Genomic DNA, 13018 nt, shown 5'->3' on the forward strand with positions numbered 1-13018 from the left:
CGCCTCCGGCGGAACAGAAGAAAGGCAGACATGAGCAGTACCGGGCATGGCCCCCTGTCACCCACGGCACGCAGCACCGTACGCCGCTACCACGAGCGCGCCGCGGCCGACCGTCAGGTTCTGTACGACGTCCTGGACGCCGGGCTCGTCTGCCACCTGGGGTTCGTCGCCGACGGCGGACCTGTCGTGCTGCCCAGCGTGTACGGCCGCGAGGGCGACACGCTGTATCTGCATGCATCGGCCGGCGCCCGCAGCGCCCGCGTCCTCGCCGCCGGAGCACCGATATGCGTGACCGTGACCCATCTCGACGCCATCGTCTACGCGCGCTCGGTCTACCACAACTCGGTGAACTACCGCTCGGCCGTCGTTCACGGAACCGGACGGCTCCTGCGCAAAGAGGATGACAAGCGGCACGGCATGCGCGTCGTGGCCGAGCATCTCGCGCCGGGTGCCTGGAACTACGGGCACGAACCGGACCGCAAGGTGCTGGCCCGGGTCGCCGTCATGACGCTGGACCTGGCCGAGGCGTCCGTGAAGATCCGCGACGCGCCGCCCAACGATCACGGTGACGAGGTCGACCTGGCCAAGTGGGCCGGTCTGTTACCGATACGCACGTCCTTCGGCGTCCCGCGTCCTGAGGCGCGGGTGCCCGACGGGCTGGCGGTGCCGGAGCACATCCGCCTCCGCCGGATGTGACCGGCGTGCCCGCCCTCCGTCATCTCAGCAGGGTTACCGAAAGCGCAGGTGAGTGACCATGTCGATGCCCGAGACACCGCCGGCCGCGGTCGGGGCCGGACGTCCGCTCGCGCCCGCTCCTGCCGTGGGCGTCCGCGACTCGCGCCGCGCGTGGCTGGCGGCGGCGGGCGCGACGCTCGCGGCGTCCGTGGTCTACGGGCTGGCGTACAGCTATGGGCAGTTCTTCGGGCCGATGGCTCAGGCCTTTCACGCCGGTGACGGCGCGGCGTCCGTGGTCTTCTCGATCACGACCTTGCTGGGATTCGGCCTGAGCGCCGTCACCGGCCCCGTCGCGGACCGGACGGGGCCGCGCGTGATGCTGCTCATCGGCGCGGCCTGCCTGGGGCTCGGCCTCTATCTCACCGCGATCTCGGTCGCTCTTTGGCAGGCGTACCTTGCCTACGGGCTCGGTATCGGGCTGGGGGTCGGGTGTGTGTACGTTCCGGTGGTCACCGCCACCGGCCGCTGGTTCGACCGCTACCGAGGGGTTGCCACCGGCAGCGTGGTCACGGGCGTGGGGATCGGCACGGTCGTCAGCTCGCCGCTGTCGGCCTGGATGGTGAGCCACTTCGGCTGGCGGCACGCCTACGAGTTCTACGCCGTCGGTGGGGCGGCTCTGCTGCTGCTGGCCGCCGCCCTCGTCGGCCGGCCACCACAGGCGCCGGACTCCCCCGTCGCCGCGCAACAGCCGTCCACCCGTGGATTCCGTACCCTCTACGTGGCGTCGCTGCTCGTCTGCATGGCCAACTACGTCCCGTTCGCCCATCTTGCTCCTTCCGCACAGCGCCTGGGCATCAGCCCCCTGGCTGCCGCGGCCCTGGTCTCGGCCATCGGCATCAGCAGCATCGCGGGCCGTCTGATGATCACCGCCCTCACCGACCGGCTGGGATCCCTCACCCTCTTCAAGATCTGTCACGTGGGGATCGGCTTGGGCCTGCTGGTGTGGACGACCGCGCGGGGTTACGGCGGATTGCTGGCGTTCGCCATCATCCACGGCGCCATGTACGGCGGCTACAGCGCTCTGCTGCCCATCGTGCTCGCCGACCGGTTCGGCCTGGCACGCCTCGGCAGGTTGCTCGGCCTCCTGTTCACCGCGCTCGGCGCGGGCTCCGCCCTCGGCCCCGCGCTGACCGGCTACCTCTTGCAGAGCACCGGCGGGTACGGGACCGCCCTGACGGTCTTGAGTGTGCTCGGGCTCCTCGGCGCCGGCATCGTCATGAGCCACCGGGAGCGGAGTGCCTCATGATCTCCGACGCGACACAGCCGGAAGGTGATGTGATGGCCGAACCCGGCATCGTGATCCTGGGCAGCGGCTCGCTGGCCCGTTCGATCTGCTACTCCCTGGCGACCCTTTGTGCCACGAAATGCGTCGTGACCGTCGTGTCGACGACGCCGCAGAACTCGGCGGAGGTGTGTTACGTCGCGGATGTCCGGGCGGCGTCGAGCGGCACGCCGGTACGGTTCCGCGCCCTGTCGGTCGACCGGTACACGACCGAGTCCATCTCCGCGATCCTGCGGCAGTCCCGTCCGCGCATCGTTCTGAACTGTGCCTCGTACCAGTCTCCCTGGGAGAAGACCCGCTCGCCCTCGGCGTGGACCGCGCTGACCGGCAGAGCGGGCTTCGGGCTCACCCTCCCCCTGCAGGCGGCCGTGGCCATCGAGGCGGCGTCGGCGATCATCGCCCTGGCCCCCCGCCCCCTCTTCCTCAACGCCTGCTTTCCCGACGCGGTGAACCCGCTGCTCAAAGCGCTCGGACTGCCGATCTTCTGCGGCGTGGGGAACGTGGCGCTGCTCGCCGCGTCGCTGCGGGAGTCACTCCGCCCGGCCCGCGGGGAACAGCTTCAGGTCCTGGGACATCACTGGCACCTGCACACCCCCGACGACGACGCCGACGACGCGCTGGCCTGGCTGGACGGGACGCCGGTCCGCGAGGTCGGCCCGCTGCTCCGGCGCCAGCGCGCCGCGGACCGGTCCGAGTTGAACGCGGTGACCGGCCACGTCACCGCGCTGCTGCTGGCGGACCTCGTCATCGGGCGCGAAGTGCGCACCAGTCTGCCGGGCCCGCTGGGGCTGCCGGGCGGCTACCCTGTCCGCATCCGGGAGCGGAGCCTCACCTTGGAACTGCCCGCGGACATGCCGCGGGCGCAGGCGGTCGCCTTGAACCGGGCGTGGGCGCAGCGGGACGGGGTCAGCATCGAGGAGAGCGGAGAGGTCAGGTTCTCCACGTCGGCCTCGCTGGCGATCAGGTCCGAGCTGCCCGAGTTTCCGGGCTCGGTGCACGCAAGGGACGTCCCTGAGCTCTGCTCGCGCCTTTTGGAGCTGAGAGGCCGCCTGCGGCGGTCCCAAGCGCCCTCAACGGGCCACCGTTGAAGGACCTGCTGTGCTGGATCCGCCTTGCCGTAGCCTGGCCGGCCAAACGCCTGCCCGCTCAGGGGTGTCCCTGAACGAGCCGTCTCCACCTCGCGCGGGGCGACCTTCATGCGCCAGGCAAGCCCCTGGATCACAACAGACTGACCGCCTTGTCCACGGCGCCGGCCACGTCCCCATCGGCGGGATAGAGCAGCGTCCGGCCAGGCACCAGCCCCAGCGCGGTGGGCAGCTTCAGAGCGCGTTCCCACCTGGCGAACACCTGCTCGGGATCGGGACCGTCGCCTCCGAGCAGCAACACGGGCAAGGTCGACGCCGCCAGAACCTCGGTCATGTCCTCGATGGCGGGGAGCTTCAGCCAGGTGTAGGCGGTATTCCGTCCCAGCGCGCAGGCGATGGTGACCGACTGGATCACGGCCTCCGTCGACAGGTCGTTGCAGATCTTGCCGTTGCTCCATCGGGAGATGAACGGTTCCACCATCGCGATCAGCTTGCGGTCGCTGAGCGCGTTCACGGCCCGGGCCGTGTTCTCCAGGACGGAAGGCGTCGCCGCGTCCTCCAGCGCGATCCTGGTGAGCGTCTTGCCCCCGTCGAAGCCCATGGCGGCGATGGTCTCCGCGTCGTAGGCGGTGAAGCGGTCATCGATCTCGAACGCCGAGCCGGCCAGGCCCGTCCGGTTCATCGATCCGAACACCGACTTGCCGTCCAGCACGCCGAGCAGCAACAGATCTTCCAGGATGTCGGCCGTGCCCATGACTCCGGTCACCCCAGGGCGTTCCAGCGCCACGCAGAGCCGGTCCAGGAGCGCGCCCCGATCGGCCATGGCCATCGAGTCCCCGCCGGCGCCGAGCGCGCCGCGCGCCGGATGATCGGCGGCGATGATCATCGCACGGCCGTGCTCTCCCACCACGGAAGACGCCGGCACGCGGCGCTTCGCCGCCTCGGCGATCGCCTCGGGGTTGTGGACCCGCGTGCGCACGATGTCGGCCACCCTAGCAGCCATGCCACTCCTCTGCCGGAGAGTTTGTAAGGACATAGTGTTTGTCCTGACAAAATTACCAACCAGGGCTGTGGGAGTCAACGCTCACTCTTGGCGGCGGAACCCCGTGTGCCGCTGCACCATCGATCAGGGCGACAGTGGCGGTGCAGCGGCCCCGGCGGTTCACCGGACAGCGGGCCGTCAGGTCAGCAGGCCGCGCTGGAAGGCGACGGCCACCGCGGCGGCCCGGTCGTTGACACCGAGTTTGGCGTAGATGTGCAGGACGTGCGTCTTGACCGTCGCCTCGCTGATGAACAGCCGGGCGGCGGCCTCGCGGTTGGTCGTGCCCTGCGCGATCAGCCGGAGGATCTCCAGCTCCCTGGCGCTCAGCGGGTCCGCAGCCGGCGCCCGTACCTGTCCGATCAGCCGCGTGGCGACCGACGGCGAGAGCACCGACTCGCCTCGGGCGGCCGCCTCGACCGCCCGGATCAGCTCGTCGCGGTGCGCGTCCTTGAGCAGGTACCCGGTCGCCCCGGCCTCGATGGCCGGCACGACGTCCCGGTCGGTGTCGTAGGTGGTCAGTACCAGGACGCGGGCCGTACTGCCGGTCCGTGCCAGTTCCTTGATGGCGCTCACGCCGTCCATGCGCGGCATCCGCAGGTCCATCAGGATCACGTCCGGCCGAAGGGCGAGAGCGAGCTTGACCGCCTCGCCGCCGTCGCCGGCCTCGCCGAGCACCTCGAAGCGGTCGTCGCCGGCGAACATGCCCCGGATGCCGTCGCGCAGGATCGGGTGGTCGTCCACGATCAGCAACCGGATCGGCGTGCTCACGCGCCCTCCCTGCCGACCGCCGGGACGGTGGCCGAGATCGCGGTGCCGCCGCCGGGCTCTGACTCGATCTCCAGGTTGCCGGCCAGCCGCGCCACCCGCTTGCGCATCGAGGTCAGGCCGAAACCGCCGGCGTCGCCGGCCCGGTCGAGGGCGAAGCCGACACCGTCGTCCCGGACGTCCAGGGTGACCACATCTTCCATGTACGACAAGGTAAGGCCGACCCGGCGGGCATCGGCATGCTTGGCGACGTTCGCGAGCGCTTCCTGCGCGATCCGCAGCAGGGTCTGTTCGACTTCTGGGTGCAGCGGTCGTGCCGTACCCGTGGTGGTCGCCTCCGCCTGTACGGCATGCAGCCCCGACCAGTCGGCGACCACTTCGGCGAGAGCCTCGGGCAGCGGGGCCGTCTCAAGTTGGCCCGGCCCGATGGCGTGCACCGAGCGACGGGCCTCGGCCAGGCTGTCTCGGGCCAGCCGGGCGGCGGTGTCGAGGTGCCCGCGCCACCGCGCGCCCGTCTCCTGGGCCTGCGTCGCCGCCTGGATCTGGGCGATGATCCCGGTGAGCCCCTGCGCGAGGGTGTCGTGGATCTCCTGCGCCATGCGCTGGCGCTCGTCGAACACGCCGGCCTCGCGGGCCTGGAGGAGGAGCTGGGTGTGCAGGACCGCGTTCTCCCGCATCGCCTCTTCGAGCTGGGTGACCATGCGCTTGCGTTCGGTGCTGCGGGCCGTGGTGACCTCGCCGACGAGGCTGAACAGGACGACCAGCGAGGTGATCGCGGCGACGAAGAACAGGTGGGTGAGGATCGCGGACAGCGTCGGGGCGGGCAGTCCGCCGGTGAAGCTGGTCACGCTGATCGTCGCGGTGGCGGCGATCCCGGCGAAGCGCCACTTGCCGCTCAGCAGGTGCCAGGAGGCCAGATAACCGGCGAAGGCAAAGAACCCGGCGAACCAGATCCCCCGGCTGCACAACACCCCGATCAGGACGATCAGCACGGTGACGTACAGCGCGTGGTGCCGGCTGCGGCCCAGCACGGCGATCCAGGCCGCCGTAACGGCGGCGGCGCCGAGCATCAGCAGGTGCTCGGCGAGTGACCGGCCGTCGGTCAGCCAGGTGAGGGCGACCGAGACCACGAGCAGGAGGTACGGGACGATGGCCTGGAGCCGTTCGAGGCGGGCCTCCTGCAGGTCGAGCGAGGTCACGTTACTCCCAGCGGAAGAGCTTGGCGGCGGCGACGCTGATGACCGCCGCGAACCCCGCCATGATGGCCAGCGACAACGGGTTCGGGAAGCCGCCGGCCCAGACTTCCTGGAGGGTCTGGCGGAAGGCACCGAGCGGGGTATATGTCCCGACTTGGGCAAGGATAGCGGGCATCTGGCTGGGCGGCTGGATCAGCCCGGCGAGGTAGGCCATCGGGAAGTAGAGCAGCACGCCGATCCCGTTGGCCGCCCGGCCGTTCGGCGCCAGCGCGGCGATCAGCAGGCCGATCGCGAACATCGCCCCGGTGCCGAGCAGGAAGGTCAGCGTGACGGCGGCGGGCGCGTCGGGCAGCCTCGCGCCGAGCAGCGTGCCGGCCACCGCGAGCAGCAGCCCGCAGGCAGCGACCGCCAGGGCGAGTTGCAGGATGAGCTGTACCGCCAGCAGCCGGGCGGGCGGCACCGGGGTGGTGGACAACCGGCGCAGGATGCCGCGCTCACGGTAGGTCGCCAGGGTGGTCGGCACCAGGTACAGCCCGACGAGGCCGACCGCGATGGACAGGGCCATGGGCACCAGCACCGTGTCACCGGGGGTGATCGAACTTCCGAAGATCACCAGGATGAACAGCGGGATGAGCAGGGCGAACACCGAGCCGGGTTCGCGGACGAGCAACTTGATCTCGACGGTGGTGAGCTTGGCGAGCGCGGTCATCTTCGGGCCTCTCAGCAAGGAAGGTGGGGCGAGTCAGGAGAAGGTGCGGCCGGTGAGGGCGAGGAAGGCGTCGTCCAGCGTGCGTTTGTCGATGCGCAGGCCCGAGACGAGCAGATTGTGCCGGGCGAGCTGCGAGGTGACCGCGCTGGCGAAATCCCCGCGGCCGGTGACGACCGCCTTGGCCCCGGTCACCTCGACCGAGGTGACCCCGGGCAGGCCGCCCAGCAGCGCCGGCAGCTCCGCGGCGGTCCCGGCCAGCAGGGTGAAGCACATCTCGTGCTCGGCCCCGACCAGCCCGGCGGGCGTGTCGAGCGCGACCACGCGGCCCCGGTCGACGACCGCCACCCGGTCGCACAGCTCCTCGACCTCGTCCATGAAGTGGCTGACCAGCACCACGGTCACCCCGCCGGCCCGCACCTGCTTGATCAGCTCCCAGGTGGCCCGGCGCGCCTGCGGGTCGAGCCCGGTGGTCAGCTCGTCGAGGAAGGCCACCCGGGGGTTGCCCACCAGGGCCAGCGCGATGAACAGCCGCTGCTTCTGGCCGCCGGACAGCTTGCCGAAGCGGGCGTTGCGCTTGTCCTTCAGCCCCCACTGCTCAAGCAGCTCGCGCCAGTCGCGCGGCCTGGTGTAGAAGGAGGCGTACAGGTCGAGCGCCTCCCACACCTTGATGTTCTCCGGGAGCTGCGTGTGCTGGAGCTGCACCCCGATCTGCTGGCGCAGCTCAGCGCCCGCGGTGAGCGGGTCGAGGCCGAGGACGCCGATCCGGCCGCTGTCGGCCCGGCGCAGGCCCTCAACGCACTCCACCGTCGTGGTCTTGCCCGCGCCGTTCGGGCCGAGGATGCCGAAGATCTCCCCGGCTTCCACCGAGAAGGTGACGCCCTCCAGGACGGACTGGTTCCCGTACTTCTTGACCAGGTCTGCGACTTCGATGACTGCCATGGCAAAAGCATCGCCTCGCGGCCCTGGCCGGCGGATCGTCCCAGCAGCTGGCATTCACCATGGATGTGGCTGATCGCCTGATCCACCGAATGGTGGATGGCGCGCCGCTCGAAACCATGGCTCGTGCCGTGAGCTGGGGAATTTGCCGGGCGATCAGAGCCGCGACCAGCGCAGGACGCCGCCATCGCTCGCCTACCGGTCGGTGAGGCCGCCTGCGACGCTCTCAAGAGTGGTCTGACCGCGAAAGATCGCAAGAGGTGGAATGCGACGAGTACCCGTTCGACTCCACCTGCCAACCCCTCAGGACCCTGATCATCTTGGGGCGGAGAGGCCATCTGCTGGAGGCGGCTTCCCGCGGCATCGTGATGGAAATCACTGAAGTGGGTTCAGGCGCTCGCCGTACTCGAGGACGCTCTCCCGCCGCCCCCGAATCGCCTGAACACTGGGCACGATGGTGGTTGAACGTCGTCCGACGCGCGATGGCAGCCGACCATCTGCCGCACCACGGACAGCCCAGCCTGACCGGCGATGGCCAGACCCGCCTTGTTCACGCCTCGTGCCATCTCGGCTACCTCGCCCGCCTGCGCAGGAGCCCGGCACAGCACACCTGAATCGCCCCTCGCGGCTTGCTTGAGCCGTGTGCCGCGACGAGTGGCACGCACGGTTCTGAGGGGCCCCGGTGCAGCAATGCACCGGGGCTACCCAGGCGAGGAGGATGCCGTGCCGCGTTCGCCGTGGAGCAGCCGGGCAGGGGCGAACTCGTAGAGGTTCGACATCCTCGCCGGCACGCGAGAACTGATCCGTCATCCACAGAGAAGATCCCGTTTCACGTGCGTTTCACGCACGTAGGCCGCGTAGACGGCCTCGTAACGGCGGGCGGAGGCCGACAGGGCGGTCATGCCGGACCCGCCGTGGAAAATGTCCGGGGCGTGAAAGGTCGTCACCTCCACGCCCTCCCGCAGGAGCTGTTGGGCGTAAGCCTGACCCGAGTCGCGCAGCCGGTCGAACTGATTGGTCATGATCATGGTCTTGATGCCGCGCATGCCGTCCGGGATCGCCGCGCGCAGCGGTGAGGCCGCGAGCAACTGCTCGGACTGGGGAGCCCCGCCGAACAGGTGCCGACGGGCCAGTGCCATGTCGGCGGCGGTGGGAGTGCAGCGCGGGTCCATCTCCGCCTCGTAGATCGCATCGTCGAGCCAGTCGGTCAATGGCACGCTGAGCACTTGGGCGACCAGCTCGGGCCCGTCACCGGCCGCGCACCGCAGGGCGACGACCGCCGCCGCGTTCGCACCCGCGCTCTCCCCGCCGATCGACAGCGACGAGGAGTCGAGGCCCAGTTCCGCGCTGTTGGCGGCGAGCCAGGCCGTCGCCTCCACGCAGTCGTCGATCGGAGTCGGGTAGGGATGCTCGGGCGCCAGCCGGTAGTCGACCGAGACGATCGCGACTCCGGACAGCTTGGCGAGCCAGCGGCTGTGGACGTCGGACAGCTCCACGCTGCCCAGCCAGTAGGCGCCCCCGTGGAAGAACACGTGGGTTCCCACCGCGCCTTCGCAGCGGTAGATCCGCGCGCCGATCGTGCCACCGTTGACCGGGATCTCCAGATCCTCGGTGGCGACGCCCTCGGGGGCGGGTCTGACCACGAACTCGAGCGAGGCCTGCCATAGCTGGGTGATCTCCTCGCGCTGTTCGGCGACGCTTCGCACCTGGCCGAGCGGTTCCGAAGCCATCATCACGCGGAGCACCTCGCCCAGAGGTCCCTCGACCTTGCCTGCTCGGATGGACATCACTACCTCTTCCGCTCGGCCGGTAACGCGATCACCCTAGCCTACCGAGTGCTTGGTAAGTATGCTCGCGGCATCTTTCCGAAAGGATGCCGATGCCTGATCAACTCCAGGGCCGTAGGGCGGGCGTCACCGACCGCGAGTCGGCCCAGGCTCTCGCGCGGGTCGCCCACGCCGAGTTCGGCTCGGTCGAGCCGCTGTGCGACAACGCGGGCGTGCCGCTGTACGGCGGGGGCGGCACGTGCTGAACACCGCCTCCACCCACGCCTTCCTGCCCGACCCGGGCTTCACCGCCCGCTACAGCGCCACCGAGCACGCCATCGTCGGGTTCTCCCTCGGCCTGCGGTCCGGGCCGGGGCCAGACGGCATCGGCGTCACCGTCCTGTGTCCCGGCCGGGACACCCGAATCCTCGACTCCCAGCGCAACCGCCTGGGCACCTTCGGCCGGCCGGCGGCCGAGCCGTTCGGGGCCGGCTCCATCCTGATGGCCGTCGAGCCCCAGGTGCGGGAGCTGCGGCAGCTCGCGGGCGGCGACGCACTGGAGCGCGATGCCCCGCACTGAGGAAGCCCTGCCCGTCTCACTGCGGCGGCTCTTTCTCACCGTGCCCTTCGTCGGCGCCGCCGCGCCCTTGGCCTACGCCGTCTCCGGGTACTTCCTACCGATCCAGGTCCAGGCCATCGACAACGGCGCCAAGGTCGGGAACCTGGCCCTCATCAACACCCTGAGCGCCTGCGCGGCGATGGTCGCCCAGCCCGTCATCGGCCTGCTGTCGGACCGGACCCGCACCCGCTACGGCGCCCGGACGCCGTGGATGGTCGCCGGCGCGGCCGTCGGCGTCGCCGCGCTGCTGCTGGCGGGCCGGGCGAGCACCGTGGCTCTGCTGATCGCGGCGATGACGCTGGTCCAGTTCGGCTTCAACGCCTTCCAGGGCCCGCTGGGGGCGATCATGCCGGACCGGGTGCCCACCCGGCTGCGGGGCCGCTACTCGACGCTGATCGGGCTGGGCCAGATCCTCGGGGCGATCCTCGGGCCGGTCCTGGCCTCCCTGTTCGTCAGCCGCATCCCCGCCGGCTACGCCACCTTCGCGGTCGTCGTCCTGGCGGTCATCCTGCTGTTCGTCGTGATCAACCGCGACCCCGGCAACCTGGACCTGGGCCGCCCGCCCTTCTCCGCGGTGGCCTTCTTCACGGCGTTCTGGGTCAGTCCCGCGCGCCATCCCGACTTCTTCTGGGCGCTCCTGGGCCGCTTCCTCATCTTCGGCGGCTACTACATGGCCCTCACCTACGGCTTCTACATCGCCCAGGACTACCTCGGCCTCGGCGCCGAGGAGGCCGCCAGGCTGACGCCTCTACTCGGGCTCGCGGGCCTGCCCGGCTTCCTGGTCGCGATCGTCGTGTCCGGGCCGCTGTCGGACCGGTTGGGCAGGCGCAAGCCGCTCACCCTGATCGGGGGACTGATCATCTCCCTGTCGGCGCTCATCCCGCTGCTGATGCCGACCGTGACCGGCATGTTCCTCTCGGCGATCGTCGCCACCATCGGCTTCGGCGTCTTCATCTCCGTCGACCAGGCCCTGGTCTCGGAGATCCTGCCCAGCCGCGACGACTTCGCCAAGGACCTGGGCGTGCTCAACCTGGCCGCGACCCTGCCCAACACGGTGGCCCCTGCCGCGGCCGGGGCCGTCGTGTCGGCGTTCGGCGGGTACGGCCCGCTGTACGGCGCGGTGACGATCGTCACGGTCCTGGGCGCACTGGCGGTTCTGCTGATCAGGGGGGTGCGTTAGGGTCGGCGGGTGGCCAGGACACGTGACGCCGAGCGCGCCGGGGCGGCGCGGCGGGCCAAGATCCTGAACGTCGCCCTCGATCTCTTCGCGGCCCGGGGCTACCGGGGCACCTCGATCGCGGCTGTCGCCGAGGCGGCCGGGATCACGCAGCCGGGCGTGCTGCATCACTTCGCCAGTAAGGAGGCACTGCTGGCCGAGGTGCTGGCCGAGCGCGACCGGCAGGTCCTGCTCGCCGCCGGCAGCGACCGTGTGACCGAGGGGCCCTACCTGGTGTTCGCCCTGGAGATCGTGCACGACATGCTCGCCCAGGCCCGCGCCAACCGCGAGCTCACCCGTCTGGGGCACCTCGGCACGTTCGGCTCCGACGACGTTCCCGAGCTGGCGCGGGAGTGGGCCAGGCGGCGCGTCCACACCTTCCGCACGGACCTGGCCACGGTGATCGCGCAGGACATCGCCGCCGGTCGCGTGCGCGCCGACGCCGACCCCGTCGCGACCGCGTCGATCATCATCGCCGCGATCACCGGGCTGGAGGAGCAGTGGCTGCTGGATGAGTCCTTCGACATGCTGGCGGCGATGGACGCCTTCACCCAGGTGCTCTGCCGCGACCTGCTGATCGAGGGCTGATCAGGTGGACGAGCGCGGGATCAGGCGGAAGTGCCGGCCGTCGGTGTCCAGGCCGTACCTTCTGCCTTCGAGGGCCGCCAGCACCGCGTCGGCCAGTTCCCGGCCCAGCGCGTGGCTGTCGAACGCGATGGTGGTCAGCGGCGGCCCGGCCAACCGTGCGGTCGGCATGTCCTCCACCCCCACGACGGCCAGGTCGCCAGGGGCGGCAAGGCCCCACTCGCGCAGGCCGGCCAGGACGGCGACTGCGACCTCGTCGCTGTAGGCGCACACCGCGCTCACGCCCTCCTGCCGCCAGCGGGCGACGGCCCGCGCCGCGCTGTCGGCCTCCAGGTCCACGGTCAGCACCTGCGGCGGCGCCAGCCCGGCGGCGGCGCAGGCCTCCCGCACGCCGCGCAGGCGTTCGCTCGCGATCGGCCCGGCGAGTGCGAGGCCGGAGGTGGCGTAGCCGATGCGCCGGTGGCCGCCGGCGATCAGGTGCTCGGCCTGGAGGCGGCCGACCTCACGCTGGTAGCCGGCGAGACTGTCGGTCTCGGCCGGCAGCACCACGTCGGCGCCGGCCGCGTACAGCGCGGCGGCGGTGGCGGCGTCGAAGGGCTCCAGGCCCAGGACCGCCGAGGCCGCGACGGCGGCACAGACATCGGGCAGCGGCCGTGTGCCCTCGCCGCCCAGGTGCAGGACGAGCGTGAGCCGCCTGGCCGCCAGCGCGGTGGCCAGGCCCTCGACGAGGCTGGTGACGGTCGGCCCCTGCGTCATCGAGCGCAGCGACAGCAGCACGATGTCGCTGCGTCCGGCCGCCAGGGCGCGGGCCGGGGCGTGCGGCCGGTAGCCCAGGCGCTGGGCGGCCTCCAGCACGCGGCGCCTGGTCTCCTCGGGGATGGACTGGCCTGGCCGGTCGTTGAGCACGAAGCTCACCGTGGTGCGGGAGACGCCGACGGCCCGGGCCACGTCGGCGCTGGTGACCCGCCTCGCGGCTTTGGCCATGCGCCCCTCCCGTTATCAAACCTTGGCTTGCCCTTGCGGCAAAGCCCCATGTTAGCGTGCTAACGCGCGTTGGTAACGCGCGTTAGTGGAGGAGCGGA

At 70.8% G+C, this 13018-nt stretch carries 14 protein-coding genes; 7 read left to right on the forward strand and 7 right to left on the reverse strand.

From position 1 onward, the window contains the following. Positions 1–30 precede the first annotated feature (30 nt). Genes ABZ444_RS17720 through ABZ444_RS17730 form a run of 3 tightly spaced genes read left to right on the forward strand, consistent with a single transcriptional unit; the run spans position 31 to position 3105 of the window. A complete protein-coding gene (locus tag ABZ444_RS17720) occupies positions 31–696 on the forward strand; it encodes a pyridoxamine 5'-phosphate oxidase family protein (protein ID WP_357997427.1) in 666 nt (221 codons plus the stop codon). Between the two features lie 58 nt (positions 697–754). Next, the gene (locus ABZ444_RS17725) at positions 755–1981 is read left to right on the forward strand and encodes an MFS transporter (protein WP_357997430.1); all 1227 of its coding nucleotides are present in this window, start codon (positions 755–757) and stop codon (positions 1979–1981) included. A gap of 32 nt (positions 1982–2013) precedes the next feature. Further along, positions 2014–3105, forward strand: a complete 1092-nt coding sequence (locus ABZ444_RS17730; protein ID WP_357997433.1) for a hypothetical protein — start codon at positions 2014–2016, stop codon at positions 3103–3105. A 130-nt stretch (positions 3106–3235) separates the two neighbouring features. Here the strand turns inward: ABZ444_RS17730 and ABZ444_RS17735 are convergent, their stop codons facing one another. The 6 genes from ABZ444_RS17735 to ABZ444_RS17760 form a co-directional block, all read right to left on the reverse strand. Next, complete coding sequence (locus tag ABZ444_RS17735; RefSeq protein WP_357997623.1) at positions 3236–4105, reverse strand: aldolase; 870 nt, start codon at positions 4103–4105, stop codon at positions 3236–3238. A 177-nt stretch (positions 4106–4282) separates the two neighbouring features. Then, positions 4283–4912, reverse strand: coding sequence for a response regulator transcription factor (locus ABZ444_RS17740; protein ID WP_357997436.1), 630 nt, complete (start codon positions 4910–4912; stop codon positions 4283–4285). After that, positions 4909–6108, reverse strand: coding sequence for a sensor histidine kinase (locus tag ABZ444_RS17745; RefSeq protein WP_357997439.1), 1200 nt, complete (start codon positions 6106–6108; stop codon positions 4909–4911). The genes ABZ444_RS17740 and ABZ444_RS17745 overlap by 4 nt, the downstream gene beginning before the upstream one ends. 1 nt (position 6109) lies before the next feature. Continuing rightward, complete coding sequence (locus ABZ444_RS17750; protein ID WP_357997442.1) at positions 6110–6814, reverse strand: ABC transporter permease; 705 nt, start codon at positions 6812–6814, stop codon at positions 6110–6112. A gap of 33 nt (positions 6815–6847) precedes the next feature. Next, entirely contained in the window at positions 6848–7753 is a 906-nt protein-coding gene (locus tag ABZ444_RS17755; RefSeq protein WP_357997445.1) for an ABC transporter ATP-binding protein, read from the reverse strand. A gap of 803 nt (positions 7754–8556) precedes the next feature. After that, positions 8557–9537 (reverse strand): alpha/beta hydrolase fold domain-containing protein, encoded by a 981-nt coding sequence (locus ABZ444_RS17760; RefSeq protein WP_357997448.1) that lies wholly within the window; start codon positions 9535–9537, stop codon positions 8557–8559. Positions 9538–9629: 92 nt separating this feature from the next. Here ABZ444_RS17760 and ABZ444_RS17765 point away from each other — a divergent pair, with 92 nt between their 5' ends. From ABZ444_RS17765 to ABZ444_RS17780, 4 genes are read left to right on the forward strand one after another with little or no spacing between them, the layout of a single operon-like run. Beyond that, positions 9630–9782, forward strand: a complete 153-nt coding sequence (locus ABZ444_RS17765) for a hypothetical protein (RefSeq protein WP_357997451.1) — start codon at positions 9630–9632, stop codon at positions 9780–9782. After that, complete coding sequence (locus tag ABZ444_RS17770; protein ID WP_357997454.1) at positions 9776–10096, forward strand: hypothetical protein; 321 nt, start codon at positions 9776–9778, stop codon at positions 10094–10096. Before ABZ444_RS17765 ends, ABZ444_RS17770 begins: the two co-directional genes overlap by 7 nt. Next, positions 10083–11315, forward strand: a complete 1233-nt coding sequence (locus ABZ444_RS17775) for an MFS transporter (protein ID WP_357997457.1) — start codon at positions 10083–10085, stop codon at positions 11313–11315. Before ABZ444_RS17770 ends, ABZ444_RS17775 begins: the two co-directional genes overlap by 14 nt. A 9-nt stretch (positions 11316–11324) precedes the next feature. After that, positions 11325–11939: a helix-turn-helix domain-containing protein gene (locus tag ABZ444_RS17780; RefSeq protein ID WP_357997460.1), complete on the forward strand. Its 615-nt coding sequence runs from the start codon at positions 11325–11327 to the stop codon at positions 11937–11939. On the opposite strand, the gene ABZ444_RS17785 is transcribed toward ABZ444_RS17780, so the two are convergent. After that, complete coding sequence (locus ABZ444_RS17785) at positions 11940–12920, reverse strand: LacI family DNA-binding transcriptional regulator (RefSeq protein WP_357997463.1); 981 nt, start codon at positions 12918–12920, stop codon at positions 11940–11942. It lies immediately after the preceding gene. Positions 12921–13018: the final 98 nt, after the last annotated feature.

The organism is Nonomuraea sp. NPDC005730 (assembly GCF_040630865.1).
Taxonomy (GTDB): Bacteria; Actinomycetota; Actinomycetes; order Streptosporangiales; family Streptosporangiaceae; genus Nonomuraea.